This window comes from Streptomyces viridifaciens (genome assembly GCF_001888885.2).
In the GTDB taxonomy this organism is placed as follows: domain Bacteria; phylum Actinomycetota; class Actinomycetes; order Streptomycetales; family Streptomycetaceae; genus Kitasatospora; species Kitasatospora aureofaciens.
This window is the reverse complement of sequence record NZ_CP090841.1, coordinates 6,321,742-6,347,092: the sequence shown is the minus strand read 5'-3', so window position 1 is coordinate 6,347,092 and position 25,351 is coordinate 6,321,742. Positions and strand designations below refer to the sequence as shown.

Annotated in this window: 27 protein-coding genes; 14 read left to right on the top strand and 13 right to left on the bottom strand. The window is 72.6% G+C overall.

What is annotated here, in order from left to right:
• Positions 1-54: 54 nt before the first annotated feature.
• The 3 genes from BOQ63_RS35870 to BOQ63_RS35860 form a co-directional block, all read right to left on the bottom strand.
• Positions 55-927: a sulfurtransferase gene (locus tag BOQ63_RS35870; RefSeq protein ID WP_030552408.1), complete on the bottom strand. Its 873-nt coding sequence runs from the start codon at positions 925-927 to the stop codon at positions 55-57.
• A 121-nt stretch (positions 928-1,048) separates the two neighbouring features.
• Complete coding sequence (locus BOQ63_RS35865) at positions 1,049-1,375, bottom strand: hypothetical protein (protein ID WP_030290648.1); 327 nt, start codon at positions 1,373-1,375, stop codon at positions 1,049-1,051.
• A 177-nt stretch (positions 1,376-1,552) separates the two neighbouring features.
• Complete coding sequence (locus tag BOQ63_RS35860) at positions 1,553-2,416, bottom strand: polysaccharide deacetylase family protein (RefSeq protein ID WP_143174829.1); 864 nt, start codon at positions 2,414-2,416, stop codon at positions 1,553-1,555.
• Positions 2,417-2,643: 227 nt separating this feature from the next.
• Between BOQ63_RS35860 and BOQ63_RS35855 the strand changes: the two genes are divergently transcribed.
• The gene (locus BOQ63_RS35855) at positions 2,644-3,504 is read left to right on the top strand and encodes an SAM-dependent methyltransferase (RefSeq protein ID WP_078867748.1); all 861 of its coding nucleotides are present in this window, start codon (positions 2,644-2,646) and stop codon (positions 3,502-3,504) included.
• A 31-nt stretch (positions 3,505-3,535) separates the two neighbouring features.
• Here BOQ63_RS35855 and BOQ63_RS35850 read toward each other — a convergent pair whose 3' ends face one another.
• Positions 3,536-4,405: an Fpg/Nei family DNA glycosylase gene (locus BOQ63_RS35850; RefSeq protein WP_150476238.1), complete on the bottom strand. Its 870-nt coding sequence runs from the start codon at positions 4,403-4,405 to the stop codon at positions 3,536-3,538.
• A gap of 162 nt (positions 4,406-4,567) precedes the next feature.
• Here BOQ63_RS35850 and BOQ63_RS35845 point away from each other — a divergent pair, with 162 nt between their 5' ends.
• The 4 genes from BOQ63_RS35845 to BOQ63_RS35830 all read left to right on the top strand — a co-directional run bounded on the left by BOQ63_RS35845 (position 4,568) and on the right by BOQ63_RS35830 (position 7,339).
• Positions 4,568-5,041 (top strand): SRPBCC family protein, encoded by a 474-nt coding sequence (locus tag BOQ63_RS35845; RefSeq protein WP_072655650.1) that lies wholly within the window; start codon positions 4,568-4,570, stop codon positions 5,039-5,041.
• 97 nt (positions 5,042-5,138) lie between these two features.
• Positions 5,139-5,798 carry a hypothetical protein gene (locus tag BOQ63_RS35840; RefSeq protein WP_030279717.1) on the top strand — a complete coding sequence of 220 codons (660 nt, stop codon included), beginning with the start codon at positions 5,139-5,141 and terminating at the stop codon, positions 5,796-5,798.
• A gap of 138 nt (positions 5,799-5,936) precedes the next feature.
• Complete coding sequence (locus BOQ63_RS35835) at positions 5,937-6,731, top strand: DsbA family protein (protein ID WP_030552414.1); 795 nt, start codon at positions 5,937-5,939, stop codon at positions 6,729-6,731.
• A complete protein-coding gene (locus tag BOQ63_RS35830; protein ID WP_030279721.1) occupies positions 6,728-7,339 on the top strand; it encodes a vitamin K epoxide reductase family protein in 612 nt (203 codons plus the stop codon). The genes BOQ63_RS35835 and BOQ63_RS35830 overlap by 4 nt, the downstream gene beginning before the upstream one ends.
• Positions 7,340-7,398: 59 nt before the next feature.
• Here the strand turns inward: BOQ63_RS35830 and BOQ63_RS35825 are convergent, their stop codons facing one another.
• Genes BOQ63_RS35825 through BOQ63_RS35815 form a run of 3 tightly spaced genes read right to left on the bottom strand, consistent with a single transcriptional unit; the run spans position 7,399 to position 10,354 of the window.
• A complete protein-coding gene (locus tag BOQ63_RS35825) occupies positions 7,399-8,397 on the bottom strand; it encodes an adenosine deaminase (RefSeq protein WP_030552416.1) in 999 nt (332 codons plus the stop codon).
• A 50-nt stretch (positions 8,398-8,447) separates the two neighbouring features.
• Entirely contained in the window at positions 8,448-9,743 is a 1,296-nt protein-coding gene (locus BOQ63_RS35820; protein WP_051746625.1) for an MFS transporter, read from the bottom strand.
• The gene (locus tag BOQ63_RS35815) at positions 9,740-10,354 is read right to left on the bottom strand and encodes an ArsR/SmtB family transcription factor (protein WP_046387063.1); all 615 of its coding nucleotides are present in this window, start codon (positions 10,352-10,354) and stop codon (positions 9,740-9,742) included. The genes BOQ63_RS35820 and BOQ63_RS35815 overlap by 4 nt, the downstream gene beginning before the upstream one ends.
• Positions 10,355-10,495: 141 nt before the next feature.
• Between BOQ63_RS35815 and BOQ63_RS35810 the strand changes: the two genes are divergently transcribed.
• Together BOQ63_RS35810 and BOQ63_RS35805 are read left to right on the top strand one after the other, a co-directional pair.
• On the top strand, positions 10,496-10,777 hold the full coding sequence (locus BOQ63_RS35810) for a DUF6158 family protein (RefSeq protein WP_046387064.1): 282 nt from the start codon (positions 10,496-10,498) through the stop codon (positions 10,775-10,777).
• A gap of 124 nt (positions 10,778-10,901) precedes the next feature.
• On the top strand, positions 10,902-12,290 hold the full coding sequence (locus BOQ63_RS35805; RefSeq protein WP_030552418.1) for an NADP-dependent succinic semialdehyde dehydrogenase: 1,389 nt from the start codon (positions 10,902-10,904) through the stop codon (positions 12,288-12,290).
• 33 nt (positions 12,291-12,323) lie between these two features.
• On the opposite strand, the gene BOQ63_RS35800 is transcribed toward BOQ63_RS35805, so the two are convergent.
• Together BOQ63_RS35800 and ku are read right to left on the bottom strand one after the other, a co-directional pair.
• The gene (locus tag BOQ63_RS35800; RefSeq protein ID WP_030279734.1) at positions 12,324-12,608 is read right to left on the bottom strand and encodes a hypothetical protein; all 285 of its coding nucleotides are present in this window, start codon (positions 12,606-12,608) and stop codon (positions 12,324-12,326) included.
• Between the two features lie 49 nt (positions 12,609-12,657).
• A complete protein-coding gene (gene ku / locus BOQ63_RS35795; RefSeq protein WP_072655649.1) occupies positions 12,658-13,671 on the bottom strand; it encodes a non-homologous end joining protein Ku in 1,014 nt (337 codons plus the stop codon).
• 318 nt (positions 13,672-13,989) lie between these two features.
• On the opposite strand from ku, the gene BOQ63_RS35790 reads away from it, so the two are divergent.
• The 4 genes from BOQ63_RS35790 to BOQ63_RS35775 all read left to right on the top strand — a co-directional run bounded on the left by BOQ63_RS35790 (position 13,990) and on the right by BOQ63_RS35775 (position 20,988).
• Positions 13,990-15,432 (top strand): amino acid permease, encoded by a 1,443-nt coding sequence (locus tag BOQ63_RS35790; RefSeq protein WP_030279738.1) that lies wholly within the window; start codon positions 13,990-13,992, stop codon positions 15,430-15,432.
• A gap of 634 nt (positions 15,433-16,066) precedes the next feature.
• The gene (locus BOQ63_RS35785; protein ID WP_150476237.1) at positions 16,067-16,729 is read left to right on the top strand and encodes an aggregation-promoting factor C-terminal-like domain-containing protein; all 663 of its coding nucleotides are present in this window, start codon (positions 16,067-16,069) and stop codon (positions 16,727-16,729) included.
• 207 nt (positions 16,730-16,936) lie between these two features.
• On the top strand, positions 16,937-17,941 hold the full coding sequence (locus tag BOQ63_RS35780; RefSeq protein ID WP_050366927.1) for a glycosyltransferase family 2 protein: 1,005 nt from the start codon (positions 16,937-16,939) through the stop codon (positions 17,939-17,941).
• Between the two features lie 155 nt (positions 17,942-18,096).
• The gene (locus tag BOQ63_RS35775) at positions 18,097-20,988 is read left to right on the top strand and encodes an FAD-binding and (Fe-S)-binding domain-containing protein (protein WP_223886130.1); all 2,892 of its coding nucleotides are present in this window, start codon (positions 18,097-18,099) and stop codon (positions 20,986-20,988) included.
• Positions 20,989-20,997: 9 nt separating this feature from the next.
• Here the strand turns inward: BOQ63_RS35775 and BOQ63_RS35770 are convergent, their stop codons facing one another.
• Positions 20,998-21,138, bottom strand: coding sequence for a hypothetical protein (locus BOQ63_RS35770; protein ID WP_167395822.1), 141 nt, complete (start codon positions 21,136-21,138; stop codon positions 20,998-21,000).
• A 21-nt stretch (positions 21,139-21,159) separates the two neighbouring features.
• Positions 21,160-21,672, bottom strand: a complete 513-nt coding sequence (locus tag BOQ63_RS35765) for a CcdC protein domain-containing protein (RefSeq protein WP_030279746.1) — start codon at positions 21,670-21,672, stop codon at positions 21,160-21,162.
• A gap of 73 nt (positions 21,673-21,745) precedes the next feature.
• On the opposite strand from BOQ63_RS35765, the gene BOQ63_RS35760 reads away from it, so the two are divergent.
• Both BOQ63_RS35760 and BOQ63_RS35755 read left to right on the top strand, forming a co-directional pair.
• On the top strand, positions 21,746-22,366 hold the full coding sequence (locus tag BOQ63_RS35760) for a TetR/AcrR family transcriptional regulator (RefSeq protein ID WP_072655647.1): 621 nt from the start codon (positions 21,746-21,748) through the stop codon (positions 22,364-22,366).
• Positions 22,367-22,398: 32 nt separating this feature from the next.
• Positions 22,399-22,809 carry a PaaI family thioesterase gene (locus tag BOQ63_RS35755; protein WP_072655646.1) on the top strand — a complete coding sequence of 137 codons (411 nt, stop codon included), beginning with the start codon at positions 22,399-22,401 and terminating at the stop codon, positions 22,807-22,809.
• Between the two features lie 51 nt (positions 22,810-22,860).
• On the opposite strand, the gene BOQ63_RS35750 is transcribed toward BOQ63_RS35755, so the two are convergent.
• Together BOQ63_RS35750 and BOQ63_RS35745 are read right to left on the bottom strand one after the other, a co-directional pair.
• Positions 22,861-23,313 carry a CBS domain-containing protein gene (locus BOQ63_RS35750; protein WP_030279752.1) on the bottom strand — a complete coding sequence of 151 codons (453 nt, stop codon included), beginning with the start codon at positions 23,311-23,313 and terminating at the stop codon, positions 22,861-22,863.
• Positions 23,314-23,389: 76 nt separating this feature from the next.
• The gene (locus BOQ63_RS35745; protein WP_079183890.1) at positions 23,390-24,400 is read right to left on the bottom strand and encodes a slipin family protein; all 1,011 of its coding nucleotides are present in this window, start codon (positions 24,398-24,400) and stop codon (positions 23,390-23,392) included.
• Positions 24,401-24,577: 177 nt separating this feature from the next.
• Here BOQ63_RS35745 and BOQ63_RS35740 point away from each other — a divergent pair, with 177 nt between their 5' ends.
• On the top strand, positions 24,578-25,351 hold the full coding sequence (locus tag BOQ63_RS35740) for a uracil-DNA glycosylase (RefSeq protein WP_051746627.1): 774 nt from the start codon (positions 24,578-24,580) through the stop codon (positions 25,349-25,351).

Sequence of the window (25,351 nt, the reverse complement as noted above, 5' to 3'; positions counted from 1 at the left end):
CGAACCCCACCCGTCACACCCGTGCGGCGGCTCCGGCAGCTGCCCGCCGGAGGCTCAGCCCCCGAGCGCCACCGGCGCCCGCACCAGCGAGCCGTACTCCGTCCACGAGCCGTCGTAGTTCTTCACGTGCGGGTACCCGAGCAGTTCGGTGAGCGCGAACCAGGTGTGCGCGGACCGCTCGCCGATCCGGCAGTAGGCGATCACCTCACGCTCCGCCCCGACGCCCTTGCCCCCGTACAGCGCCCGCAGCTCCTCCGCCGAGCGGAACGAGCCGTCGTCGTTGGCCGCCTGCGACCAGGGCACGTTGACCGCGCCGGGGATGTGCCCGGGCACCTGGGCCTGCTCCTGCGGTAGGTTCGGGGGCGCGATCAGCTCGCCCCGGAACTCCGCCGGGGAGCGGACGTCCACCAGCACCGCGTCGGCGCCCGGCTTGGCGAACACCTCCGCCTTGGCGAGCACCTCGTCCCGCATCGCCCGCAGCTCCGGCCGTTCCGGTCCGGTCAGCCGGTAGGGGGTGTGCTGGTAGTCCATCACCTCGTGGGTGAGCTCCCGCCCCTCCAGCTCCCACTTCTTGCGCCCGCCGTCCAGCAGCTTCACCGGCCCGAAGCCGCGCAGCCGCAGCAACCAGTAAGCGTAGGCGGCGAACCAGTTGTTGTTGCCGCCGTACAGCACCACGGTGGTGTCGTCCTCCACCCCGGCCGCCCGCAGCAGGTGCTGGACGCCCTCGCGGTCCGCGTAGTCGCGGCCGACCTGGCTGTGCAGGTCGGTGGCCCAGTTCCAGCCGACCGCCCCGGGGATGTGGTCCCGTTCGTAGGCGGTGGTGTCCTCGTCGACCTCGACGACCCGGATCGTCCCGTCGTCCAGGTGGTGGGCCAGCCACTCGGTGCGGACCAGCGCCTCGGGGTGTGCGTAGCCGTTGCCGGTCATCCCAGGCCCTCCTTCACTCCGCCCAGGCCCCCACCGCCCGACCGCGGACACCGGCGCCCGGGCCGGACAGTTCGACGCTACGCCGACCGCCCGGCCCGGGCCACCCCGCGGTCCGCGTCGCTCAGGAGAAGATCACCGAGCGCAGCTTCAGCCTGTCGCCGAGGATCTTTCCGGGGTTCATCACGTAGAAGGTGTCACCGTTGCAGTCGAAGTCCAGGAACACCGTCGCCGTCGAGGTGGTGAGGTTCTCCGGCGCGAAGGCCGGGTCCTTCTCGGTGGCCCCGAAGAGGTTGATGCACTTGCCGCTCTGCGGGTCGGCGATCCCGGCCGGCACCCCCGGCCCGACCTTGTAGAGGAACTCCCCCACGGCCGCGTTGGCGGACATCGGAACGGCGAGGACGAGGGCGACGGCACTGGCGACGGCGAGCGCGGCATTGCGGAGACGCATGAGCAAGGGCCTTTCAGGCGGTACACAGAGGTACCTGAGGAATTGGTGCGAGATCACCCTAGACGCCAAAAAACCGAAGAAACGGTTCCTCTAATTCATTCGATCGGGCGGTTTAAGCGGCAAAGCCGCTACCTGCCCAATCGGCATATGCCGCCGATATCCCGGACCGTTCGCCTTTCAGTTCGGCGGCGCCGTGAAGAGGTACCCGGAATCGATCAGCGTCGGCAGGTAGGTCTTCAGCGCCGCCACCGTCTGCGAGCGGTCCCCGCCGCCGTCGTGGTTGAGCACGATCGCCCCGGGCCGGACCTCCTTGAGGATCGTGTCGATGATCGCCGGTGTCCCCGGCCGGGACCAGTCCCTCGGGTCCACCGACCAGCCCATGTTCCGCAGGCCGAGGTCGGCGGCCACCTTGAGCGACACCGGCGACCAGTCCCCGCCCGGCGCCCGGAACCAGGTGGGCAGCCGCCCGGTGGTCCGGTGCAGCAGGTCGGAGGTGCGCTCCAGCTCGTCCCGCACCGCGCTCTCCGGCATGTGCCGCAGGTCGGGGTGGGTCCAGGTGTGGTTGGCGATGTGGTGACCGCGGTCCGCGATCTCCCGCACCAGGGCCGGGTGCTCGACGGCGTTCTCGCCGATCAGGAAGAAGGTCGCCCGGATCCCGTGCTGCTGGAGCAGGTCCAGCACGGCGGGTGTGTACTTGGGGTCCGGCCCGTCGTCGATGGTGAGCGCCACCACCCGCTGCGCCGGGTCCAGCTCGTACACCGGCCTGCTCTCGGCCTCGCTGAGGGACTTGCGGACGGGCTGAACGCTCGACTCCGAAGCCGAGCCGGAAGCGGACGGCGGCGCCGGGGACGGCACCGGGGACGACGCGGACGGCGACGGCGACCCCTCTGCGGGGACCAGGACCTCCTGCGGGCCCGCAGCGGCTTCCGGCCCCGTCGGGGCGTCCCCGCTCCAGGGGCTCCTGCAGCCGGCGGCCGCGCCGAGCAGCGACATCCCGGCCGCGACCAGCAACAACCTGCGCGAACTGAACTGAGGGCTCACCGAAGACTTAATCTGACGATCAGACAGCATTCTTAATGCTTGCCCCGCCGCTCGCCGCCGCTCCCGATCACCACTCCGACGGCCCACAAAGCCGACCGGAAGGGCCGCCGACACCCCGCTCCCCCAGCCCGTCGACACTTCTTCCCGGACCGGACGCCCGGCTTCCCGTCAGGACCGCTACGCTGTGCCTTCCCCAGTGTGATGATCTGCCATCAGAGGACGTGGCCATGACGACAAGTCAGGACTTCCCCCAGCCGGGCCCGCAGGACGACGACGCCGCCGAGCTGAGCCAGTGGGAACGTTTCGGCGTCGACACCACCGCCCCGCACTCCGCGCGCGTCTACGACTACTGGCTGGGCGGCAAGACCAACTTCCCGCCGGACCGCGCCATGGGCCAGGCCATCGAGCAGGCCGTGCCGAGCGTCAAGGAGATGGCCAAGGCCAACCGCGCCTTCCAGGGCCGGGCCGTCCGCTACCTCGCCCAGGAGCACGGCATCCGCCAGTTCCTCGACCTCGGCACCGGCATCCCCACCTCTCCGAACACCCACGAGATCGCCGAGGCCGTCAGCCCCGGCACCCGGGTCGTCTACGTCGACAACGACCCGATCGTGCTCGCCCACGCCCGCGCCCTGATGGTCTCCAGCCCCGCCAGCCGCACCACCTACATCCACGCCGACCTGCGCAAGCCCGAGGAACTGTTCGCCGACCCGGCGCTCACCTCCACGCTGGACCTCACCCGGCCCGTCGGCCTGCTGATGATCGCCGTACTGATGCTGATCGCCGACGAGGACGACCCGTGGGGCCGGGTCGCCGCGCTGCGCGACGCCCTGCCCGTCGGCAGTTGCCTCGCCCTCACCACCCCCACCCAGGACTTCGACCCCGAGGCGGTCGGCAAGGTCGCCGAGGCCGCCCGGGCCGGCGGGATGACCCTGGTGCCGCGCGGCTACGACGACGTGCTCCGCTTCTTCGACGGCTGGGAGCTGGTCGAGCCGGGCGTCGCCCCGGTCCTGGCCTGGCGCCCGGACGGCGAGCCCCCGGCCGATCCCAAGGCGGCCTACTACTGGGGCGGCGTCGCCATCAAGCGCTGATCCCCGCGCGACGCGGCTGTTGGAGCGCGCCTCACTTCAACAGCCGCGACAGCCGCCGGTCCGCCAGCGGCTTGCCCCCGGTCTGACAGGTCGGGCAGTACTGCAACGAGGAGTCCGCGAAGGACACCTCCCGCACGGTGTCCCCGCACACCGGACACGGCTGACCGGTCCGCCCGTGCACCCGCAGCCCCAGCTTCTTCTCCGCCTTGAGCTCCCCCGCCGCCAGTCCGCGCGAGCGCTCCACCGCGTCCCGCAGCGTGTCGCCGAGCGCCTCGTACAGCCGCGCCGTCTCCTCCTCCGTCAGGCTGGACGCCAACTTGTACGGCGACATCCGAGCCGCGTGCAGCACCTCGTCCGAATAGGCGTTGCCCACCCCCGCCAGCACGCTCTGGTCCCGCAGCACGCCCTTGAGCCGCCGGCGCTCGCCCCGCAGCAACGCCGCGAAATCCTCCAACCCGAAACCGGGATCCAGCGGATCCGGCCCCAGCCTGGCCACCCCGGGCACCTCCGCCGGGTCCCGTACCACATGGACCGCGAGCCCCTTCTTCGTCCCCGCCTCGGTCAGGTCGAACCCGTCCCCCGCCCCGCCCGCCAACCGCACCCGCAACGCCAGCGGATTCTTCGCCCCCGGCCGCGGCGGCTCGACCGGCAGAGCGTCCTTCCACCGCAGCCACCCCGCCCGAGCCAGATGGACCACCAGGTGCAGCCCCTCCGCCTCGATGTCCAGGAACTTGCCCCGCCGCCTCACCGCCTTGACAGTCCGCCCCTCCAACGCCGTCACCGGCGGGTCGTACGTCTTCAACGCACTGATCGCCACCGGCTGCACCCGAGCGATCACCCGCCCGCTCAACCGCTCGGACAGGAAGGCGCTCAGCGCCTCAACCTCAGGCAGCTCCGGCATGAGCCCAGTCTCCCCCACCCCCGCCGCAACCGCCCGCCCGCCCGTAACACCCCCCGGCGCGCCCACCAAGCACTCCCCACCCCCTCCACCGCCCCGGCGTCCCCCACCCCCCCTTTGCCTCCCCCTGCTCAGAAGAGGAGGCTGGGACCGGAGGAGGCCTCCATGACCACCCTTGAGGAACAGATCGACATCGCCGCCCCCGTCCTCGCCGCCTGGGAGCAACTGCACCGGGTGCACGAGTACCCGCAGTTCGTCGACGGAGTCCGCAGCGCCCACTCCCACGGCCGCAACCTCGCCCACCTCGGAGTCCGGGTCGGCGGGTCGGAGTGGTCGGTGGACACCGAGATCACCGACCGCGGGCGGGGCCGGGTGATGGCCTGGCGGACCCTGGACTCCGTCCACCTCCGCGGTGCCTTCGCGCTGCTGCCGCTCGACCCCCGGCACACCCGGCTGCAGATCCGGGTGGAGTACGACCCGGAGGCCCTGCACCGCGAGTTCGGCGGCCCGCGCGGCTTCGCCCAGGCCGGCGCGATCGAACGCGCGGTACGCGACGACCTCGAGCACTTCCGAGAGCTGGTCGAAACCCGCGTGAGCGCCGACGACGGCCATCCCGCGACCGACCCCCACCACCCGTAAGGACCACATAAGCCCAGCTCAGCACGGGTGGTGAGGCTGTTCACAGCCCCCGCCGACCAGACCGTTCCGCTTTCCGCCTGTGGCAGACTCGGATGCCATGGACATCGGCCCGGTCACCAGGACGCTCCGCGCGGCGGTCTTCGCCGCGCTGGTCGTGCTGCTCGCCGGGCTCGGTCAGGTGCTGGTGACCGGCCGGTCGCTGCCGGTCGGCACGATGGGCCTGGCCTCGGTCGCCGTCTTCGCCCTCGCCTTCGCCCTGGCCGGCCGCGAACGCGGCTACCCGGTGATCGCGGCGGCGTTCGTGCCGCTGGAACTCGCTGTCAGCACGCTGTTCGACTTCGCGCAGCGCTCCTGCCCCACGCTCCCGCCGGGCGCCGGGCACGGCTTCCGGCCGCTGCTGTGCGGCGGTGGCTCGCTCGGCGGGTTCCTGCTCGGCCACGGCGTGTCCGAGCAGACCGGCGTCCTGCTGCTCCTGCTGCTGCACACGGTGATCGCGCTGGCCGGGGCGTTCTGGCTGCGCCGCGCGGAAGCCGCGCTGAGCGGCCTCACCCGCGCGCTCCGGGTGCTGGGCGAGTTCCTGCACCGGCACCTGCCGGCCGCCGCCCGCTGGCTGCGGCTGCTCCTCGCGCCCGTTCCGGCCCGTCCGGTGGTCCGGGTGCCCTTCCCGAGCGCCAGCCGTTCGATGGTCCCGGCCGAGGACGCGGTCGTCCGTCCGGCCGTCCGGCGCGGTCCGCCGGTGTTCGCCCTGGCCGTCTGAGCCCGGGCCGTCCCAGGGCACGTCCCCTGCGTCTCGGCGTCCCTCAGCGGTCGTCTCTCTCCCCGCGCCGACCCGGACCCGGACCCGGACCCGGTCGCGCCGCCTTCCCGCACGCCCGAGAGCACAGGACGACACCTCATGAGCAACACCCGCAAGACCGATCAGAAGACCAACGCCACGGAGCGCATGCGCGCCGCCCGCGCCCAGGCCGAGCGCTCGGACCGGATCCGCCGCCGGGTGGTGGTCGGCGGTGCCTCCGCCGCCGTGCTGGCCCTGGCGGCCGGTGTGGCCTTCGCCGTCGGCGGCTCCTCCGGTTCCTCCTCGGACGCCGCCGCCAGTGGCCCGCTGGTTGCCCCCGCCAACACCACCGGTCCGGACGGCACCGTGATCACCTACGGCAAGGCCGACGCGCCGCACACCCTGGAGATCTACGAGGACTTCCGCTGCCCGTTCTGCGAGCAGCTGGAAACCACCACCGGCAAGAGCGTCCAGCAACTCGCCGACAACGGCACGTACAAGATCGAGTACCACCTGGCGACGTTCCTGGACAAGAACCTCGGCGGCAAGGGCTCGCGCACCGCGCTCGCCGCGGCCGGCGCCGCGCTGAACGAGGGCGTGGACAAGTTCAAGGCCTTCCACGACGTGCTGTACGCCAACCAGCCGGACGAGCGCAGCGACGCCTTCGGCGACGTCAACCACATCCTCGACCTGGCCGGCCAGGTGCCCGGGCTGAAGACCGACGGCTTCGTCAAGGCCGTCCAGGAGGGCACCTACGCGCCGTGGGCGGCCAAGGTGAACGAGGAGTTCAACAAGAGCGACGTCACCGGCACCCCGACCGTCAAGCTCGACGGCAAGAAGCTGGACGTCCTCACCAACGGCAAGGCGGCCTCGCCCGACGAGTTCACCGCGATGGTCAAGCAGGTGACCGGGTGACGGCCGCCGCCCCGCGGTCCATCGGCGCGAGCCGTCCGTTCGCCTGGCTGCTGCTGGTCGGCGGCGTGGTCGGGCTGTTCGCCTCGACGGTCCTCACCCTGGACAAGATCCGCCTGCTGGAGGACCCGTCGTACGTCCCCGGCTGCAACATCAATCCGATCATCAGCTGCGGTTCGATCATGCGCAGCGACCAGGCGTCGGCCTTCGGCTTCCCCAACTCGCTGATCGGCCTGGTCGCCTTCGGCGTGGTGGTCGCGATCGGCGCCGGGCTGCTCGCCGGGGCGTCGTACCGGCGCTGGTTCTGGCTCGGACTGCAGGCCGGGACAGCCTTCGGGATCGGCTTCGTGACCTGGCTGATGTATCAGACGCTGTACCGGATCGGCGCGCTCTGCCCGTACTGCATGGTGGTGTGGGCCGCGATGATCCCGCTGTTCTGGTACACCACCCTGCACAACCTGCGCTCCGGCGTGATCCCGGTGGGCCGGCGGGGCCGGGTGGCGGTACGGGAGGCCGCGCGCTACCACTGGGTCGTCCCGGCGCTGTGGTACGCGGTGATCGCGCTGCTGGTGCTCAACCGGTTCTGGTACTTCTGGAGCACCCTGGTCTGAACCGACCGCCCCCGGGCGCGGCGGCGCACCGCCACCGCCACCGCGCCCTGCTCCGAACTTCAGTCCTCGACCGGCTCGAAGGTGTGGCGCTCGACCTCGGCGAGGAGTTCGGCCCGCCGCCGGTCGTCGATGAATGACGCCCGGAAGGAGTTGGCGGCCAGCCGGCGCAGGGTCTCCTGGTCGAGGGCGAGGGCCTGCCGGACGGCCCGGAAGTTGTCCTCGACGTAGCCGCCGAAGTAGGCCGGGTCGTCGGAGTTGACGGTGACCAGCAGTCCGGCGTCCAGCATCTCGCGCAGCGGGTGGTCGGCGAGGGTGTCGACGCAGCGCAGGCGGACGTTGGAGAGCGGGCAGAGGGTGAGCGGGATCTGTTCGCGGACCAGGCGGGCGACGACCTGGCCGTCCTCCAGGCAGCGCAGCCCGTGGTCGATCCGCTCGACGCCCAGGACGTCCAGCGCCTCGGTGATGTACGAGGCCGGCCCCTCCTCGCCCGCGTGGGCGACCCGGCGCAGCCCGGCCTCGGCCGCTCGGCGGTAGACCTCGCGGAACTTGGCGGGCGGGTTGCCCACCTCGGCGGAGTCCAGGCCGATGCCGGAGATCCGGTCGAAGTAGGGGCGGGCGGCCTCGAAGGTCTCCAGTGCGGAGTCGGCGGACTCGTCGCGCAGGAAGCACATGATCAGCTGGGTGCTGATGCCGTACCGCTCCTCGCTGTGCGCCAGCGCCCGGGTCAGCCCGTCGACCACCACGCCGAGCGGTACTCCGCGGGCTGTGTGCGCCTGCGGGTCGAAGAAGATCTCCGCGTGCCGCACGCCCTGCTCGGCGGCCCGGGCCAGGTAGGCGTCGGCGAGGTCGGCGAAGTCCTGTTCGGTGCGCAGCACGGCCATCAGCGCGTAGTAGAGGTCCAGGAAGGACTGGAGGTCGCTGAAGGAGTACGCCTTCCGCAGCTCCTCGGTGTCGGCGTAGGGCAGCGCGACGGAGTTTCGGGCGGCGAGGGCGAAGGCGAGCTCGGGTTCGAGGGTGCCTTCGATGTGCAGGTGGAGTTCGGCCTTGGGAAGCGGCATGTGTGGTCCGTCCGAGCTTTCGGGTGGTGAATCTGAGGATGCGGAAGGATTCATCCTATGATCTTCCCGTTCTCTGGGGGTGTCGTGGGCAGCTCCCGGAGGCTGCGCAGCGGCGAGAACAGCGGCAGGGTCCCGGTCAGCGTGAGCAGGCCGGTCATCACCCACATCGTCGCCCGGAGACCGATCAGTTCGCCCAGTGCCCCGCCGGTCAGCGCGCCGAGCGGGATGGTGGCGTGGACGGCGAACATCGCGCCGGCCGACACCCGGGTGAGCAACTCGGGCGGGGTGTAGGACTGCCGGAAGCTGCCGAGCACGATGTTGCAGAGCACCACCGCCGCGACCACGGCCAGCGACCCGATCACGTACAGCACCGTCCCGGCGCCCGGCCCGGCCAGCGGCATCAGCAACCCGAACGGGGTGACGGTCAGCAGCACGATCCGCGTCCCCCGCGCCGTCCCGAGCCGGCGGCACAGCGGGCGCGCGGCCAGCGAGCCGAGCACGCCGCCGACCGCGGCGGCGGAGGCGAGCGCGCCGACCCAGCCGGGGGCGATCCCGGCCGACCGGACCAGGAACAGCGGCAGGATCGACTGGTAGCCCATCAGGGCGAAGTTGGCGGCGGCGCCGAAGCACAGGAAGGCGCGCAGGTACGGGTCGCGCAGCAGGAAGGACAGCCCCTCCCGGACCTGTCCGAGCAGGTCCGCCTGCTCCAGGGGCGCCGGCGCCGACCGGGCGCGGATCCGCAGCAGGGTCGCGGCCGCGACCAGGAAGCTCACCGCGTCGACGAGCAACCCGCCCGCCGCGCCCAAGAATTGGACGATCAGCCCGGCCAGTCCGCGCCCGGCGACCTCGGCCGCCGAGCCGCCGCCGGTCAGCTTGGCGTTGCCCTCGATCAGGCCCTCCGGGGCCACCAGTTCGGGCAGGTAGGCCTGGTCGGCGGCGTCGAAGAACACCGAGCAGACACCGCCGAGGAAGGCCACGGCCAGCAGCTGTGCCATGGTGAGCCCGCCGAACCAGCCCGCCACCGGCACGCTCGCGAACAGCGCGGCGGAGCCGAGGTTGCAGCCGATCATCACGGCCCGCCGGGGCGCCCGGCCGACCCACACCCCGGCCGGCAGGCCGAACAGCAGCCAGGGCAGCCAGATCGCACCGGTCAGCAGGCCGGTGGAGAGCGGCCCGGCGCCCAGGGTGAGCACGGCGACCAGCGGCAGCGCGACGGTGGTGACGCTGCTGCCCAGCCGGCTGACGGTCTGCCCCGCCCACAGCAGCCGGAAGTCCCGTTGGGCGAACAGCCCCCAGCGGGAACGGACTTGCGGGTGTTCGGGCGGCGGGGCGAGGGTGGCGGTCACGGCTTGGCCGGGACGCTGTGGGCGAAGGCGAGGACGGTCTCGCGGTCCTGTCCGTCCTCGGGCACCGGCCGGTGCGCCCACTTCTGGATCACCTCGTGGAGGTCCGCGGCCAGTTCCCGGGCCTCCTCCGGGGTGAGCCGCAGCCAGGCCTGGGTGGCCACCGACGTGCCGTCCCGCCAGTCGGGCCCGTAGCCGCCGCGCCGTACGGCCCATTCCCGGACCAGCTCGACCTGGCGCTCCAGCAGGATCGACCCGGCCGCGTCCGCGACGGCCTCGGTGACCGGGTCGCCGTCGAAGTGGGCCCTGGTCCAGCTGAGTTCGCGGTCGGCCAGCCGCCACCAGCGCTCCCGCCGGTCCCGGGCGAGCCCGGGCGCCTCCTCGATCAGTCCGCTCTCGGCCAGCACCTTCAGGTGGTGGCTGACGTTGCCGACCGCCTGCTCGGTGCGTTCGGCCAGCTTGCCGACCGTGGCCGGGCCGTCGACCTTGAGCACGTCGATCAGCCGGCGGCGCAGCGGGTGGGTGAGGGCGGCGAGCACCCGGGAGTCCTGGATCTCCCGGGCGCCGCGCGGGTCGTCGGTGGTGCCGGGCGTGCGGCCCGTGGTGTCGTCCATGCCGGGAGAATATCCACAAGAACTCTTGTACGACACCGCTTTTACAACATCTCTTGTGCACTGCCGCCCGACCGAACGGGTGTACCGGCACCGGACACCGGGCACCCGGTAGAAGGGGCATCCTGTCGAGGAGGTACCGAGATGCGGCACGTCAACGACCCGCACATCCGACCCGAGGGCATCTCCCCGCACGCTCTGGGCAACGACACCCTGCTGCACGAGCTGGAGCAGCTGCACCGCACCCGCCACGAGACCTTCCTGTACGGCTCGGAGGAGGCGCTGAAGCGGCACACGCTGCGCACCGGGGAGCTGGAGGCCGAGTACCTGCACCGCTTCCCGGGCCGCCATGTCACCGCCGCCCGGACCAGGGCCGGCGCCCGGGCCAGGGAGGCGGCGGCCCGGGTGGAGTCGCTGCCGGAGTAGCCCCGGAACGGCGAACACCGCGGCCCGGCGGGACACGCCGGGCGGCGGTGGCGTGCCCGGGGCCGGGGCGTCGGGGAGGGTGTGAGGACAGACGCACCGGACCCGAACCCCACTGGGAGCCCGCATGCCCATCGCCAGCGTCAACCCCGCGACCGGCGAGATCCTCCAGACCTTCGAACCGCTCGACGCGGCCGGGATCGAGCAGCGACTGGCCCGCGCCGAAGCCGCCTTCCACGGCCACCGCAGCACCCCCTTCACCGCCCGCGCCGAACTGATGCACCGCGCGGCCGACCTGCTGGACCGGGACCAGGAGACCGTCGCCCGGACGATGACCGAGGAGATGGGCAAGCCGCTCACCGCCGCCCGGGCCGAGGCCGCCAAGTGCGCCAAGGCGATGCGCTGGTACGCCGACAACGCCGAGGCCCTGCTCGCCGACGAGCACCCGGCCCAGGCCGACGTGACCGACAGCGGGGCCACCCGCGCCTACGTCCGCTACCGCCCGATGGGCCCGGTGCTCGCCGTGATGCCGTGGAACTTCCCGTTCTGGCAGGTGATCCGCTTCGCCGCGCCGGCCCTGATGGCGGGCAACGTGGGCCTGCTCAAGCACGCCTCCAACGTGCCGCGCACGGCGCTCGCGATCGAGGAGCTGTTCCAGCGGGCGGGCTTCCCGGAGGGCTGCTTCCAGACCCTGCTGATCGGCTCGGACGCGGTCGAGGACGTGATCCGGGACCGCCGGGTCGCCGCCGTGACCCTCACCGGCAGCGAGCCGGCCGGGCGGGCGGTGGCCGCCGCCGCGGCCGACGAGGTGAAGAAGGCCGTACTGGAACTGGGCGGCAGCGACCCCTACGTGGTCCTGCCGAGCGCCGACCTGGAGGCCGCCGTGGCCACCGCGGTACGGGCCCGGGTGCAGAACAACGGCCAGTCCTGCATCGCCGCCAAGCGCTTCATCGTGCACACCGACGTCTACGACCGCTTCACCTCCGCCTTCACCGAGGCGATGCGGGCACTGCGGATCGGCGACCCGATGGACGAGGGCACCGACGTCGGACCGCTGGCCAGCCGCCAGGGCCGGGACGACCTGGAGGAACTGGTCGAGGACGCCCGCACCCACGGTGCCCGCGTCGAGTGCGGCGGCGACCGCCCGATGGGCTGGGACACCGGCTGGTTCTACGAGCCGACCGTCCTGACCGGCGTCACCCCGGCGATGCGGATCCACCAGGAGGAGACCTTCGGCCCGGTCGCCACCGTCTACCGGGTCGCCGATCTGGACGAGGCGCTGGCGCTCGCCAACGACACCCCGTTCGGGCTCAGCTCCAACGTCTGGACCACCGACCGGGACGAGCAGGAGCGCTTCGTCCGCGACATCCAGGCCGGCGGGGTGTTCTTCAACGGCATGACCGCCTCCCACCCGGCGCTGCCCTTCGGCGGCGTCAAGCGCTCGGGCTTCGGACGGGAGCTGTCCGGGCACGGCATCCGGGAGTTCTGCAACGTCACCACGGTGTGGATCGGCTGAGCCCTCCCGGACACGCCGGGACTCCCGGCCGGGTCAGGAGGCCGCCATCCGGTGCCTGCCCCGGCCGGGAGTCACCCAGCGGGCGACCATGCCGACCAGCGCGATGAAGGTCAGGAACCAGAAGAAGGCCATCAGGCCGAGCATCGGGTCCCAGCCCGTCTGGACGGCGACCATGCACAGCCCGATCGAGAGCGCGACCATGAACGTCACCACGGTCGGACTGAGGCTGAGCAGCCAGTGCCAGGCCCGCTGTCCCCGGCTCGGGTTACGGGGGGCGTCGGGGCCGGTGTCGAGTTCCTTGTAGGTGAGCAGGTCCATCTCGGGATCGCCTCCAGTGCTGGAGAGGGGGACAGCCCGGCCCGCACGGTCACGAGGCCTTGCGCGGAGCCGTGGACTTGCGGGTGGTGGTCTTCTTCTCCGAGGAGCCCTTCTTGCCGGCCCCGGTCTTCGCGGCCGTGGTCTTCGCGGCCGCCGCCTTGGAATCCGCGGTCTTCGGGGCCGTGGTCTTCGGGGCCGTGGTCCTCTTCGCCGCGGCGCGCTTGCGGGGCGCCGGCTTCTCCTCGGCCGGCTCCTCCGCTTCCCCGGGCCCGGCGCCCGGAGCCCGCCCGCCCTTGGCCTGCTTGAGGCTGCTGCGCAGCGCCTCCATCAGGTCGATCACGTTGTCGGGCGCCTCCCCGGCCTCCTCCTCGTGCGGGACCTCGACGCCCTCCAGCCGCGCGGTGATCACCTGCTGGAGCGCCTGCTGGTAGTCGTCGTGCAGCTGGGAGAGGTCGAAGTCCTCGGAGAGGGTGTCCATCAGCGAGCGCGCCATCTTCAGCTCCTGCGGCCGCACCGTCACGTTCTCCTCGGGTGCGATCCCGGCCGCCGGGCGGACCTCGTCGGGCCAGATGCAGGTCTGCAGCACCAGCGTCCCGTCGTGCACCCGCAGTACCGCGGGCGACTCCCGGGTGCGCAGCGCGATCTTCGTGACGGCGATCTGCCCGGACTCCACCAGGGCGTCGCGCAGCAGGGCGTACGGTTTGGCGGCGGCCTTGTCGGCGACGCCGACGTAGTAGGCCTTGGAGAACATCAGCGGGTCGATCTCGGTCGCGTCCACGAAGGCCAGCACATCGATGATCTTCTTGCTGGGCAGCGGCAGGTCGGCGAGGTCGTCGTCGCTGAGCGTGACCGTCCGGCCGTCGGGTGACTCGTAGCCCTTGGCGATCTCGGCGTACGGGACCTCCTTCTCCTCCCGTTCGCAGTACCGCTTCATCCGCACCCGTCCGCCGTCCTTGGCGTGCACCTGGTGCAGCGGGACGTCGTGCTCCTGGGTGGCGGAGTAGAGGTGGACGGGGATGCTGACCAGACCGAAACTGATCGTCCCCTTCCAGGTCGTCTGCATGGAGTGGCTCCGAGAACATCGAAGTGCCCCGAGACTCCCACTGTGCCCGGGTTTCCCACGATCGGCCACAGCGCGCCGTCCACGGGCCTTCGCGACCCCCGGACCTACTGACGATGTATCAGATCTGAGCTTTTCATGCCACCTCCACACCCGCCCTGACCTGGGCTTTTGTGTTCGGTAAGCGAACAGTTATCAAACCTTTGTTCCGATACTCGGGCGTAGAAGTTAGGTTGCACCGCAATGCGCGGATCTGTCCCCCACCCTGCGGCACGACGAGCCGAGGGTCATGCCGCGCCGGAAAGGCAGAGGACCCCCTCCATGAGTGCGGACACCAACAAGCAGGCGGCGGACACCACCGACGTCCCCCACCCGCTCGGCCCAGTCGGACACGGTGGCGACGGCCACCTGAAGGCCGGGCTCAAGAACCGCCACCTGTCGATGATCGCCATCGGCGGCGTGATCGGAGCCGGCCTGTTCGTCGGCTCCGGCGCCGGCATCGCCTCCACCGGCCCCGGCATCCTGCTCTCCTACACCCTGGCCGGCGTGCTGGTGGTGCTGGTGATGCGGATGCTCGGCGAGATGGCCGCGGCCGACCCGCAGAGCGGCTCGTTCTCGGCGTACGCGGACCGCGCGCTGGGTCGCTGGGCCGGCTTCACCATCGGCTGGCTCTACTGGTTCTTCTGGGTCGTGGTGCTCGCGGTCGAGGCCACGGCCGGCGCCAAGATCCTCAACACCTGGGTGCCGGGCGTGCCGCAGTGGGGCTGGGCGCTGATAGTCATGGGCGTGCTGACCGCCACCAACCTGTTCTCGGTCGCCTCCTACGGCGAGTTCGAGTTCTGGTTCGCCGGGATCAAGGTGGTCGCGATCGCCGCGTTCCTGGTGATCGGCACCCTCGCCGCCTTCGGCCTGATGCCCGGCACCCACGCGGTCGGCACCTCCAACCTGACCGGTCAGGGCGGCTTCCTGCCGCACGGGGTGGGTGCGGTGTTCACCGGCATGCTCACCGTGGTCTTCGCCTTCATGGGCAGCGAGATCGTGACCCTGGCGGCCGGCGAGTCCGAGGACCCGGAGAAGGCGGTCAGCAAGGCCACCAACAGCGTGATCTGGCGCATCGGGATCTTCTACCTGGGCTCGATCCTGCTCGTGGTCACCCTGCTGCCCTGGAACTCGGCCGAGGTCAAGGCCAGCCCGTACGTGGCCGTGCTGGACCACGTGGGCATCCCGCACGCGGGCCAGGTGATGGATGTCATCGTGCTGACGGCCGTGCTCTCCTGCCTCAACTCCGGGATGTACACGGCCTCCCGGATGGCCTTCTCGCTCGGCCAGCGCGGCGACGCCCCGAAGGCCTTCGCGACCGTGACCTCGCGCGGCGTACCGCGGGTGGCGATCCTCTCCTCGGTGGTGTTCGGCTTCGTCGCCGTCTTCTTCAACTACACCTCGCCGAAGACCGTGTTCGCCTTCCTGCTGAACTCCTCCGGAGCAATCGCACTGTTCGTCTGGCTCGTCATCTGCGCCACCCAGCTGCGGATGCGCAAGATCATCGAGCGCGAGATGCCCGAGCGGCACACCGTCCGGATGTGGCTGTACCCCTACCTGACCTGGTTCGCCATCGGCATGATCGGCTTCGTCGTGGTGTACATGTTCACCGACCACGACGGACGCCAGCAGATGTACCTGTCGCTGGTCGCCGCGGCGATCGTGCTCGGCGCCTCGGCCGTGGTGGGCCGACGGCGGCGGGCGGCGGTGGCGGCGGAGTCCTGACCCGTCCGCGCCGCGCCGGAACGCCGGGCCCGGGAGCCGTTGCGGAGGCTCCCGGGCCCGGTTGCCGTTTGCGGCCGCCCCCGCGACCCCGGCCGGCCGCCACGGGCCCGTCACACTGCGTCGAAGTCGGCGCTGCCCGCATGTGAGCCCGCCCACAGGGGGTTTCGCATCTACGGCCCCGGATAGTGGACACGAGCGCCGCACCGGCCGGAAGACCCCGGCCGCCGCACCCCGGCCGCCCGAGCGGCAACCGTCCCCGGCCTCAAGAACGCAGGCCATCGACTCTTCCGACGCCGTCTTCCGCCGACGCGGTCGGCCCGCGACCCTCAGGGGTCGAAAACGGACAAACCTCCACAAACTCTCCGGCTCGCCCGGTCACGCCCGCCCCGCAACCACTACGGGGCGTAGTAGCGAACGCCTTTGCCACCCGTCCCCAGCCCTGCCAAGAATGGCCCGTCGCCAGGCAGCGCCGGCCGGTCAGCCCGCCGCGCGCAGCCCGCCCGCCCCGCCGTCACCGCCGGGGTGCCACGGCCGTCCCGGACGGCCTCGCGGGCCCCGCTCACCCGGAGCCCACGCGAAGCCCCGAGCCCGGTACCACCGGCACGGCCCCCGACGGAAAAGGATTGTCCGCTTCATGCAGCTCAGCCATGCCCGCCGCAACTCCCTGATCACCGGCGTCGCCACCATCGTGGTCGCGAGCGCCGCCACCGCCGCCCTCGCCATCCCGCAGACCGCGCACCACGCCGAGGCCGCGGCCCCGGTGGCCGCCGTCTCGGTGGACGGCAAGCCGGTCGGCGACCAGGGCCAGGCCGACGCCGCTGCCGCTGCCGAGAAGGCCGCCCAGGACGCCAAGGCGGCCCAGGACGCGCAGGCCGCCCAGGCCGCCCAGGAGGCGCAGGCGAAGGCCCAGGCGGACGCCGCTGCACAGGCCCAGGCCCAGGCCGACGCGAAGGCCCAGGCCGACGCCGCCGCCTCCCGCTCCCAGCAGCGCCAGAACCTCAACAGCTACTCCGGCACCCCGCAGCAGATCGCCGCGCAGATCGTGCCGGCCGGCCAGCTGCAGTGCTTCAGCAACATCGTCTTCCGCGAGAGCAGCTGGAACCCGCTGGCCGTCAACGCCTCCTCCGGCGCCTACGGCCTGGTCCAGGCGCTGCCCGGCTCCAAGATGGCCTCGGCCGGCGCCGACTGGCGCACCAACCCGGCCACCCAGATCAAGTGGGGCCTCGACTACATGAACAGCCGCTACGGCAGCCCCTGCTCCGCCTGGTCGTTCTGGCAGGCCCACCACTGGTACTGAGCCGACCCGGCTCTGCCCTCCGTACACGCCCCAGGCCCGCGACGCGCTCTGCGTCGCGGGCCTCGCGGCGTTTCAGGTCGACGTGTGCACGCCCAGAAGGCGACGTGAAGATATGGCGCACGCTCGTACTATTTGGTGCCAATTGTTCTGAATTACGGTCCGTCAGGCCTTTGCCACGATTCGCGCGCCCTCTTACGCTCCGGCGTCATGCCCTCACCCCTGATCAGCGTCGTGCTCCCCGCCTACGACCAGCACGGACAGCTCGCCGACTGCCTGGACTCGCTACTCGCCCAGTCCCTGGCGAACGTCGAGGTGATCGTGGTCGCCGACCGCTCCCCCGAGACCGCGGCCGGGCTCGCGGACTCCTTCGCGGCCCGACACGCGCGGGTGTCGGTGCTGCACCTGAACGCGGCGGTCGGGGTCGGGGTGAGCCGGAACGCGGGCGCGGCGCGGGCCTCCGGCGACTACCTGCTGTTCCTGGACGCCGACCACCTGCTCCCCCGGGACGCCCTCCAGGCGCTCGCCGACCGGCTCCAGCAGACCGGCCCGGTCGACGTCCTGCTGTTCGGCCACTCCCGCCGCCACAACGACCGGGACTGGCCGGGCGGCGCCGAGACCCTGCTCGCCGAGGCCGGCCCCGAGGCCTTCGCCCCCTTCGACCGCCCCGAGCTGTTCGGCGCGCCGCCGCTGATCTGGGACCGACTGATCCGCCGCGGCCACTGGCAGGAGCTGGGGCTCACCTTCCCCGACGGCCGGTACGAGGAGGTCCCGGTCGTCCACGCCGCACTGCTCGGCGCCCGGAAGGCCGCCGTGCTGGCCCGCGAGTGCGTCCAGCTGCGCCGCCGGGAGACCGTCCACCCCGCCGGCGGCCCCGGCAGCAGCGTCTTCGACCTGTTCGACCAGTACGAGCGCAGCTTCGCCCTGCTGGAGGACCAGCCGCACCTGTACGCGGTGCGCGACGCCCTGTTCGTCCGGATGATCCGGCACTACCTGTTCGTCTTCGACCTCGCCGGCTGCGTCACCCGCGCCGAACGCCCGCAGTTCTTCCACCGGGCCGCCGAGCACCACCGCCGCTTCATGCCCCCGGGCCACCGCAAGCCGGGCGGGCGGCTGGGGATCAAGTTCTCCCTGCTGGCCAGCGGCGCCTACCCGGCCTTCGAGGTCGCCAAGCTCTCCCACATCGCCCGCGGCACCCTCACAGGGCGGAATTAGCGGATCCGGGACGACGCTGCGGAGCAAGCGGGCCATCATCCGATCGAGCTACATCGAGGACACCGCGCTCCACCCCCGTCGTGCCCGGTACCCGTGCGGCGTGGCGGCTGCGATCATCGGCGGAGCCGTTGCCGCACCCGCTCGGGAGGTCCCTGGTGAGCCGTCCGTCCGCCGCCCCCGGGGCCGAACTGGCCCGTGAGCTGGCCGCCGTGCTGCGCGGGGAGGTCCGCTTCGGGGCGGCCGAGCGCACGGTCTACAGCCACGACGCCTCCAACTACCGGCACTTGCCGCTCGGTGTGGTCAAGCCCGCCGACCCGGACGACGTGCGCACCGCGCTGGCGCTGTGCCGCCGGTACGGGGTGCCGGTGGTGGCGCGCGGGGCCGGGACGAGCATCGGCGGGCAGGCGATCGGGCCCGGCGCGATGGTGCTGGACTTCCGCCGCCACCTCGGCTCGGTGCTGGAGATCGACCCGCAGGCCCGCACCGCCCGCGTCCAGCCCGGCACCGTGCTGGACGACCTCCAGCGCGCCGCCCGGCCGTACGGGCTGCGCTTCGGCCCGGACCCGTCCACCCACAGCCGCTGCACGATCGGCGGCATGATCGGCAACGACTCCTGCGGCGCCCACTCGCTCGCCTGGGGCCGCACCGCCGACAACGTGGAGCAGTTGGAGCTGCTGCTCGCGGACGGCACCGAGCTGACCGTGGGCGGGCGGCTGACCGGCGCCGAGCGCGCGGCGCTGCGGGAGGCGCCCGGGCGGGTCGGCGAGCTGCACACCCGGCTCCAGGAGTTCACCGACCGCAACCTCGCCGTCATCCGCCAGGGCATGCCCCAGCTGCCCCGCCGCACCTCCGGCTACCCGCTGGACGCGCTGCTGCCCGAGCACGGCCACGACCTGGCCCGGGCGCTCACCGGCACCGAGGGCACCTGCGCGCTGCTGCTGGGTGTCACCGTCCGGCTGGTCGAGGTCCCGCCCGCCCGCGCCCTGGTGGTGGCCGGCTACCCGGACGAGGGCGCCGCCGCCGACGCCGTCCCGGCGCTGCTGCCGTACGGTCCGCTGACCGCCGAGGGCATGTCGGCCGACCTGATCGCCGCGCTGCTTGCGGCCGGCCCGCGCCCGCCCGCGCTGGACCGGCTGCCCGCAGGCCAGTGCTGGCTGTTCCTGGAGACCGGCGGCGCCACCGCGCTGGAGGCCTACCAGGCCGCCCGCCGGCTGGCCGACGCGGTGCGCCGCGAGCGCTCGGCCGCCGTCGCGCTGGTCACCGACCCGGTCGAGCAGCGCCAGCTGTGGGCAGTCCGGGAGGCGGGCGCCGGGATCGTCACCCGGCTGCCCGGCGGGGGCGAGGCCTGGCCCGGCTGGGAGGACTCCGCCGTCCCGCCCGAGCGGCTCGGCGACTACCTGCGGGCCCTGCGCGCCCTGCTGCGCCGGCACGGCCTGCGCGGCGTCCCGTACGGGCACTTCGGCGACGGCTGCGTACACCTGCGGATCGACTTCCCGCTGGACCGGCCCCAGGGGGCGCCGGTCTTCCGGGAGTTCCTGGAGCAGGCCGCCGATCTGGCGGTCTCCCACGGCGGTTCGCTCTCCGGCGAGCACGGCGACGGGCAGGCCCGCGCCGAACTGCTGCCGCGCATGTACCCGCCCGAAGTCATCGCGCTGTTCGGCGAGTTCAAACGGATCTGGGATCCGGAGAACCTGCTCAACCCGGGCGCCCTGGTGGATCCGCGCCCGCTCGACGCCGACCTGCGCTTCGTCACCTCCCCGCGCCGCCCGCTGCCGCTGGCCCTGCCGTACGAGCAGGACGGCGGAAGCCTGGTCAAGGCGGTCCACCGCTGCGTGGGCGTCGCCAAGTGCGTGGATCCGACCACCGGGGTGATGTGCCCGAGCTACATGGCCACCGGCGAGGAGCGGCACTCCACCCGGGGCCGGGCCCGGCTGCTCGCCGAGATGCTGCGCGGCGAAGCGATCCCGGACGGCTGGCGCTCGGCGGAGGTGCGGGAGGCACTGGACCTCTGCCTGAGCTGCAAGGGGTGCGCGAGCGACTGCCCGGTGCACGTCGACATGGCGACCTACAAGACCGAGTTCCTGTACCAGCACTACCGGCGCCGGCCGCGCCCGCTGTCGCACTACTCGATGGGCTGGCTTCCGCTGTGGCTGCGGGCGGTCGCGCTCGCGCCGGGGGCGGCCAACTCGCTGGTCCGCTCGCCGGCGGGCGCGCTGCTCAAGCGGCTCGGCGGGATCGACAGGCGCCGGGTGCTGCCGGTCTTCCCGCCCGAGACCTTCACCCACTGGTACCGGCGGCACCGCGCCGCCCACCCGGCCCCGGCGGGCGCGCGACCGGTGGTGCTGTGGCCGGACACCTTTTCCAACCACCTCCAGCCGAACGTGCTCCGCTCGGCCGTCGAGGTGCTGGAGCACCTGGGCTTCGACGTCCGACTGCCCGAAGGACCGGTGTGCTGCGGGCTCACCTGGTACTCGACCGGCCAACTCGGCACCGCCCGAAGGGCGTTGCGGCGCAGCCTGGGCGCGCTGGCCGCCACCGGGGTGCCGGCCGACACCCCGGTGGTCGGCCTGGACCCCAGCTGCACGGCCACCCTGCGCGAGGACCTGCCCCGACTGCTCGGCGCGGACGGCCGCCCGCCCTCCGAACGGACCCGCACCTTCGCCGAGTTCATCGACGAGCACGCCCCGGACGCTCCGCTCCCGCGCGTCCGGCTGGACGCCGTCACCCAGACCCACTGCCACCAGCACGCGGTGCTAGGCAGCGCGGCCGATCGCCGGGTCGAGGCCCGACTGGGCCTGCACAACCGGGTCCTGGACTCCGGCTGCTGCGGGCTCGCGGGCAACTTCGGCTTCGAGCGGGGCCACTTCGAGGTGTCCGAGGCGATCGCCGAGCGGGTGCTGCTGCCCGAGGTCCGGGCGGCCGGACCCGACACGGTGGTGCTGGCGGACGGCTTCAGCTGCCGCACCCAGATCGCCCAACTGGCGGACGGGCGGCGGGCCCTGCACCTGGCGGAGCTGATCGCCCGGGAGCTGCGGGCCGACGGGTAGCTGGAGCGGTCATGCGTGCGCGGCGAGGAAGGCCCCGGCGTGTGCCGCGGTCTCCCCCCGGGTCGGGTGGCCCGCCGCTGCCCGGCCGGTCTCGCCGTCGGCCCCGGTGGCCGGCCGGCGCCAGCCGCCGGAGGTCTCGTCCTGGGTCAACTCCGTGGTTCCGCCGAACAGTTACCGGCGGAACCGGTCCGAACTGAGCGACGGGTTCGAGCCCCGCCGCTCGGGCGCGAACGGGATCCCGGAGGAAAGCGCACGGTAGCCGACCACCAGCGCCTCCCCCAGGAAGCCGACGCCGATCGACAGCTGGACCGGTCGGGCCCCCGGCGCCAGGCCGTTGCGCTCGGCGAGCACCGCGAAGCCGGCCATCACGGCGAGCGAGAGCACGGCGACCAGGAAGGTCCAGCCGGTGTAGCGCTGCCACAGCACCCCGTCGCGCTCATCCAGCCGGATGGTGGCACCGCGCAGCGCACCGAAGGCGGTGCCGAGCGCGGCACCCGCCGCCACCCAGACGCAGTCCCCCGTTCGGAGGCCGTGCTCCTGCGACAGCGCCCACAAGCCGAGGCCGGTGAGCACCACCGGCGGCGCGAAGAGGTCCCTGGCGTTGAGCGGCTCACCGCGCAGCCTCCGGACCACCACCACGACCACCACGGCGGCGATCAGCGCCATGTGCATCCAGGTGTTCATCCCTGCTCCCCGAGTTTTTATAGCTTGACCGTGCTAAATCAGCAATTTAGCCCGCCCGTGCTATAACGGCAACATGCCGAAGATCGTCGACCCCGTCGAACGCCGCCAGGCCGTAGCCGACGCCGTCCTGCGCGTCGCCGCCCGGGAGGGCCTGGAACACGCCTCGCTGCGCAACGTCGCCGAAGAGGCCGGACTCGCCGTGGGCTCGGTGCGGCACTACTTCGCCGGCAGCTCCGAGCTGATGATCTTCGCCATGCAGGAGCTGGCGCGCCGAATCGACGCCCGCGTCCGGACCCATGCCCGCGTCCTGCTCGACCCGGAGCCCGCCCCCGGCGCCGACCGTCGCGAACAGACCGTACGGCTGCTCGCCGAAACCCTGCCGCTGGACGCCGAACGCCGGGAGGAGTCCGCGCTCTGGCTCTCCTTCGTCACCGCCGCCCGCACCCGGCCCGAACTACGGACCCGCGCCGTCGAGTTGCAGGCGGGTTTGGACGCGCTGGTCCAGCGGGTCCTGATCGAGACGGAACGCTCCGGCGCCCTCACGCCCGGCCTCGACCTCGAACTGGAGACCCGCCGCCTCTCCGCCCTGCTGGACGGCCTCACCCTGCAGGCCGTCCAGCACCCCGACCTGGTCGGGCCGGACGAGCTGCGCGCGGTGCTCCGGCGCCACCTGGACACCCTCGCCGGCACCTGACATCGCGCCAACCCTCCCGGCACAATGGCGCGATGACCCTCACCCCCGCCGAGGCGGACAAGCTCCTGGCCGACCACTTCGCCCCCTGGGTGCAGGTGCTCGGGCTGACCACCACCGAGACCGGCGAGCGGCACGCCGTGCTGCGACTGCCCTGGTCCGAGCAACTCGCCCGCGAGGGCGGCGGCCTGTCCGGCCAGGCGCTGATGGCCGCCGCCGACACCGCCTGCGTGGTCGCCCTCTCGGCGGCCCGGGGCGGCTTCGCGCCGATGACCACCGTCCAGCAGTCCACCAGCTTCCAGCGCGCGGTCAGCGGCCGCGACGTCCTGGTCCACGCCGTGGTCACCAAGCTTGGGCGCCGGATCGCCTTCCTCGACGTCACCCTCACCGCCGAGGGCACCGAGGAGCCCGCCGCCCGGGCCACCTCCGTCTACGCCCTGGGATGACCTCCCCACGCGACCGGCCCCGGGCGCGAGCCCGGGACCGGTCCGGCCGGGTCAGCCCTGCAACGCCTCCTTCTTGGGCGGCTCCTCCGCGCACACCGCCGTGACGAACTCCGCGAGCCGCGCCTGCGGCAGGCCGCGCGCGATGTCGGCCTCGCTGATCATGCCGACCAGCTTGTGCTCCGGGTGGCTGATCACCGGCAGCCGGCGGACCTGGTACTGCTCCATGACGCGCAGCACCTGCTCGCAGTCCTCGTCCGCCTCCACCGTCATCGGCCGCCCGAGCGCCAGGTCGCCCGCCGTCATCTCCGCCGGGTCGCCCCCCTCCGCGACGCAGCGCAGCACGATGTCGCGGTCGGTCACGATGCCCAGCAGCTTGTCGTCCTCCCCGCAGATGGGCAGCGCGCCCACATGCCGTTCCCGCATGATCCGGGCGGCGGCCGCGAGCGTCTCGTGCTCACGGATGCACTCCGCGCCCTGGTGCATGATGTCGCTGGCTCTGGTCATGGTCCGCCTCCTGACCTGGCTTGCTCCCTCTCGTCCATCGTGGTCCGGGCCGGTGCCGCACGCCACCGGGCACCCCTCAGGACGCGCTCCCCGGCTCCGTGTGCTCCTCCGGACCACCGTGCCCGTCCGACTCCACCCGACCGCCCTCCCGGTCCCCGCCCTCCAGCGGCGAGCGGGACAACACCTCCTCCAGGGGTGGGAGTTCGTGCTTGGACTGCTCGCGGTCGAGCTCCGGCTCCGGCACCTCACCGCTCTCCACCGCCTCCTCCGCGGACTTCGCCGCGGCCGCGACCGCGGCGGCCGCCAACAGGTCCCGCTGCTGGGACTCCGTCGCGCTGTCCAGGAACCGCAGCAACTCCACCGGGAACGGCAGCACCAGCGTCGAGTTCTTCTCCGCCGCCACCTCCACCACGGTCTGCAGCAAGCGCAGTTGGAGCGCCGCCGGGGTCGCGCTCATCACCGCCGCCGCCTCCGACAACCGTTCCGAGGCCTGGTACTCGCCGTCCGCCGTGATGATCCGCGCCCGCCGCTCCCGCTCGGCCTCCGCCTGGCGCGCGATCGAGCGCTTCATCGACTCCGGCAGTGCGACGTCCTTGATCTCCACCCGGTCGATCTGGATGCCCCAGCCCAGCGCCGGGCTGTCGATCATCAACTCCAGCCCCTGGTTGATCGGTTCGCGGTTGGCCAGCAGGTCGTCCAGTTCACTCTTGCCGATGATCGACCGCAGCGAGGTCTGCGCGACCTGGGAGATCGCGAAGTTGTAGTCCTGCACGTTGACCGTCGCCTTCACCGGGTCCTGCACCTGGAAGTAGACCACCGCGTCCACCCGCACGGTCACGTTGTCCCGGGTGATGCCCTCCTGCGCCGGGATCGGCATCGTCACGATCTGCACGTTCACCCGGCGCAGCCGGTCCGCGATCGGCATCAGCGCGACCAGCCCCGGCTTGCGGACCTCCTCACGCACCCGCCCGAAGCGGAACACCACGCCCCTCTGGAACTGCTGGACCACCCGGATGCTCAGCCCCGCCCAGACCACCCCCAGCCCTACCAGCCCCCCGAGAGCCCCCAGCACCGCATCGACGATCATCGCGGCCTCCTCGCGGCCTCCGCGCACACCAGCCGGTCCGGCCACCGGCGACCGGACCGGCCGGGGCCGCCGGAGCAACTGATTCCACGCTACGCCTGCCCGGCAGCGGCCGGAGCCTCCCCGGGACCGGCCGGCAGCGGCCGGAGCGATCGGGCCGACGGCCCTAGGATCGAGACCATGCAGCTGGTCCCCGCCGACGACCCGAGCCACCCCCACCACCCCGCCGAGGCCGCCGCCCGCGCCACCGGACTCACCGAACTCGACCGCGTCGTCACCGACTGCCGGGCCTGCCCCCGGCTGGTCGAATGGCGCGAGGAGGCCGCCCGCACCAAGCGCCGCGCCTACCAGGACTGGGACTACTGGGCCCGCCCCATCCCCGGCTTCGGCCCGCCCGAGGCCCCGCTCGTCCTGGTCGGCCTCGCCCCCGCCGCCCACGGAGGCAACCGCACCGGCCGGATCTTCACCGGCGACCCCTCCGGCGACCTCCTCTACGCGGCCCTCTACGAGCTCGGGCTCGCCAACCGCCCGCACTCCGTCCGCCACGGCGACGGCCTGGAACTGTACGGCGTCCGGATCACCGACCCGGTCCGCTGTGCCCCACCCGACAACAAGCCCAACACCGCCGAACGCGACACCTGCCGCCCCTGGATCACCCGCGAGATGCAGCTGCTGCGCCCCACCGTCCGGACCGTCGTCGCACTCGGCGCCTTCGCCTGGCAGGCGATGCTGCCGGTGGTCGCCGACGCCGGCTGGGTGGTCCCCCGCCCCCGCCCGGCCTTCGGCCACGCCGCCATGGCCACCTTCCCGGCCCGCGACGGCGGCCCCGACCTGCGGCTCTACGGCTGCTACCACGTGAGCCCCCGCAACACGAACACCGGCCGCCTCACCACCGCCATGCTCCGCGACCTGCTCCGCGAGGCGGCCCTCTCGGCGGGGCTCAGGCCCCGCTAG

Bases quoted from the DNA above. Each gene is read 5' to 3' on its own strand.
- BOQ63_RS35790 (WP_030279738.1), top strand. From the start codon at position 13,990: ATGAGTGCGGACACCAACAAGCAGGCGGCGGACACCACCGACGTCCCC.
- BOQ63_RS35835 (WP_030552414.1), top strand. From the start codon at position 5,937: ATGAGCAACACCCGCAAGACCGATCAGAAGACCAACGCCACGGAGCGC.
- ku (WP_072655649.1), bottom strand. From the start codon at position 13,671: ATGCAGACGACCTGGAAGGGGACGATCAGTTTCGGTCTGGTCAGCATC.
- BOQ63_RS35765 (WP_030279746.1), bottom strand. From the start codon at position 21,672: ATGAACACCTGGATGCACATGGCGCTGATCGCCGCCGTGGTGGTCGTG.
- BOQ63_RS35785 (WP_150476237.1), top strand. From the start codon at position 16,067: ATGCAGCTCAGCCATGCCCGCCGCAACTCCCTGATCACCGGCGTCGCC.
- BOQ63_RS35755 (WP_072655646.1), top strand. From the start codon at position 22,399: ATGACCCTCACCCCCGCCGAGGCGGACAAGCTCCTGGCCGACCACTTC.
- BOQ63_RS35800 (WP_030279734.1), bottom strand. From the start codon at position 12,608: ATGGACCTGCTCACCTACAAGGAACTCGACACCGGCCCCGACGCCCCC.
- BOQ63_RS35810 (WP_046387064.1), top strand. From the start codon at position 10,496: ATGCGGCACGTCAACGACCCGCACATCCGACCCGAGGGCATCTCCCCG.
- BOQ63_RS35780 (WP_050366927.1), top strand. From the start codon at position 16,937: ATGCCCTCACCCCTGATCAGCGTCGTGCTCCCCGCCTACGACCAGCAC.
- BOQ63_RS35750 (WP_030279752.1), bottom strand. From the start codon at position 23,313: ATGACCAGAGCCAGCGACATCATGCACCAGGGCGCGGAGTGCATCCGT.
- BOQ63_RS35845 (WP_072655650.1), top strand. From the start codon at position 4,568: ATGACCACCCTTGAGGAACAGATCGACATCGCCGCCCCCGTCCTCGCC.
- BOQ63_RS35740 (WP_051746627.1), top strand. From the start codon at position 24,578: ATGCAGCTGGTCCCCGCCGACGACCCGAGCCACCCCCACCACCCCGCC.
- BOQ63_RS35825 (WP_030552416.1), bottom strand. From the start codon at position 8,397: ATGCCGCTTCCCAAGGCCGAACTCCACCTGCACATCGAAGGCACCCTC.
- BOQ63_RS35840 (WP_030279717.1), top strand. From the start codon at position 5,139: ATGGACATCGGCCCGGTCACCAGGACGCTCCGCGCGGCGGTCTTCGCC.
- BOQ63_RS35760 (WP_072655647.1), top strand. From the start codon at position 21,746: ATGCCGAAGATCGTCGACCCCGTCGAACGCCGCCAGGCCGTAGCCGAC.
- BOQ63_RS35815 (WP_046387063.1), bottom strand. From the start codon at position 10,354: ATGGACGACACCACGGGCCGCACGCCCGGCACCACCGACGACCCGCGC.
- BOQ63_RS35805 (WP_030552418.1), top strand. From the start codon at position 10,902: ATGCCCATCGCCAGCGTCAACCCCGCGACCGGCGAGATCCTCCAGACC.
- BOQ63_RS35745 (WP_079183890.1), bottom strand. From the start codon at position 24,400: ATGATCGTCGATGCGGTGCTGGGGGCTCTCGGGGGGCTGGTAGGGCTG.
- BOQ63_RS35870 (WP_030552408.1), bottom strand. From the start codon at position 927: ATGACCGGCAACGGCTACGCACACCCCGAGGCGCTGGTCCGCACCGAG.
- BOQ63_RS35865 (WP_030290648.1), bottom strand. From the start codon at position 1,375: ATGCGTCTCCGCAATGCCGCGCTCGCCGTCGCCAGTGCCGTCGCCCTC.
- BOQ63_RS35855 (WP_078867748.1), top strand. From the start codon at position 2,644: ATGACGACAAGTCAGGACTTCCCCCAGCCGGGCCCGCAGGACGACGAC.
- BOQ63_RS35850 (WP_150476238.1), bottom strand. From the start codon at position 4,405: ATGCCGGAGCTGCCTGAGGTTGAGGCGCTGAGCGCCTTCCTGTCCGAG.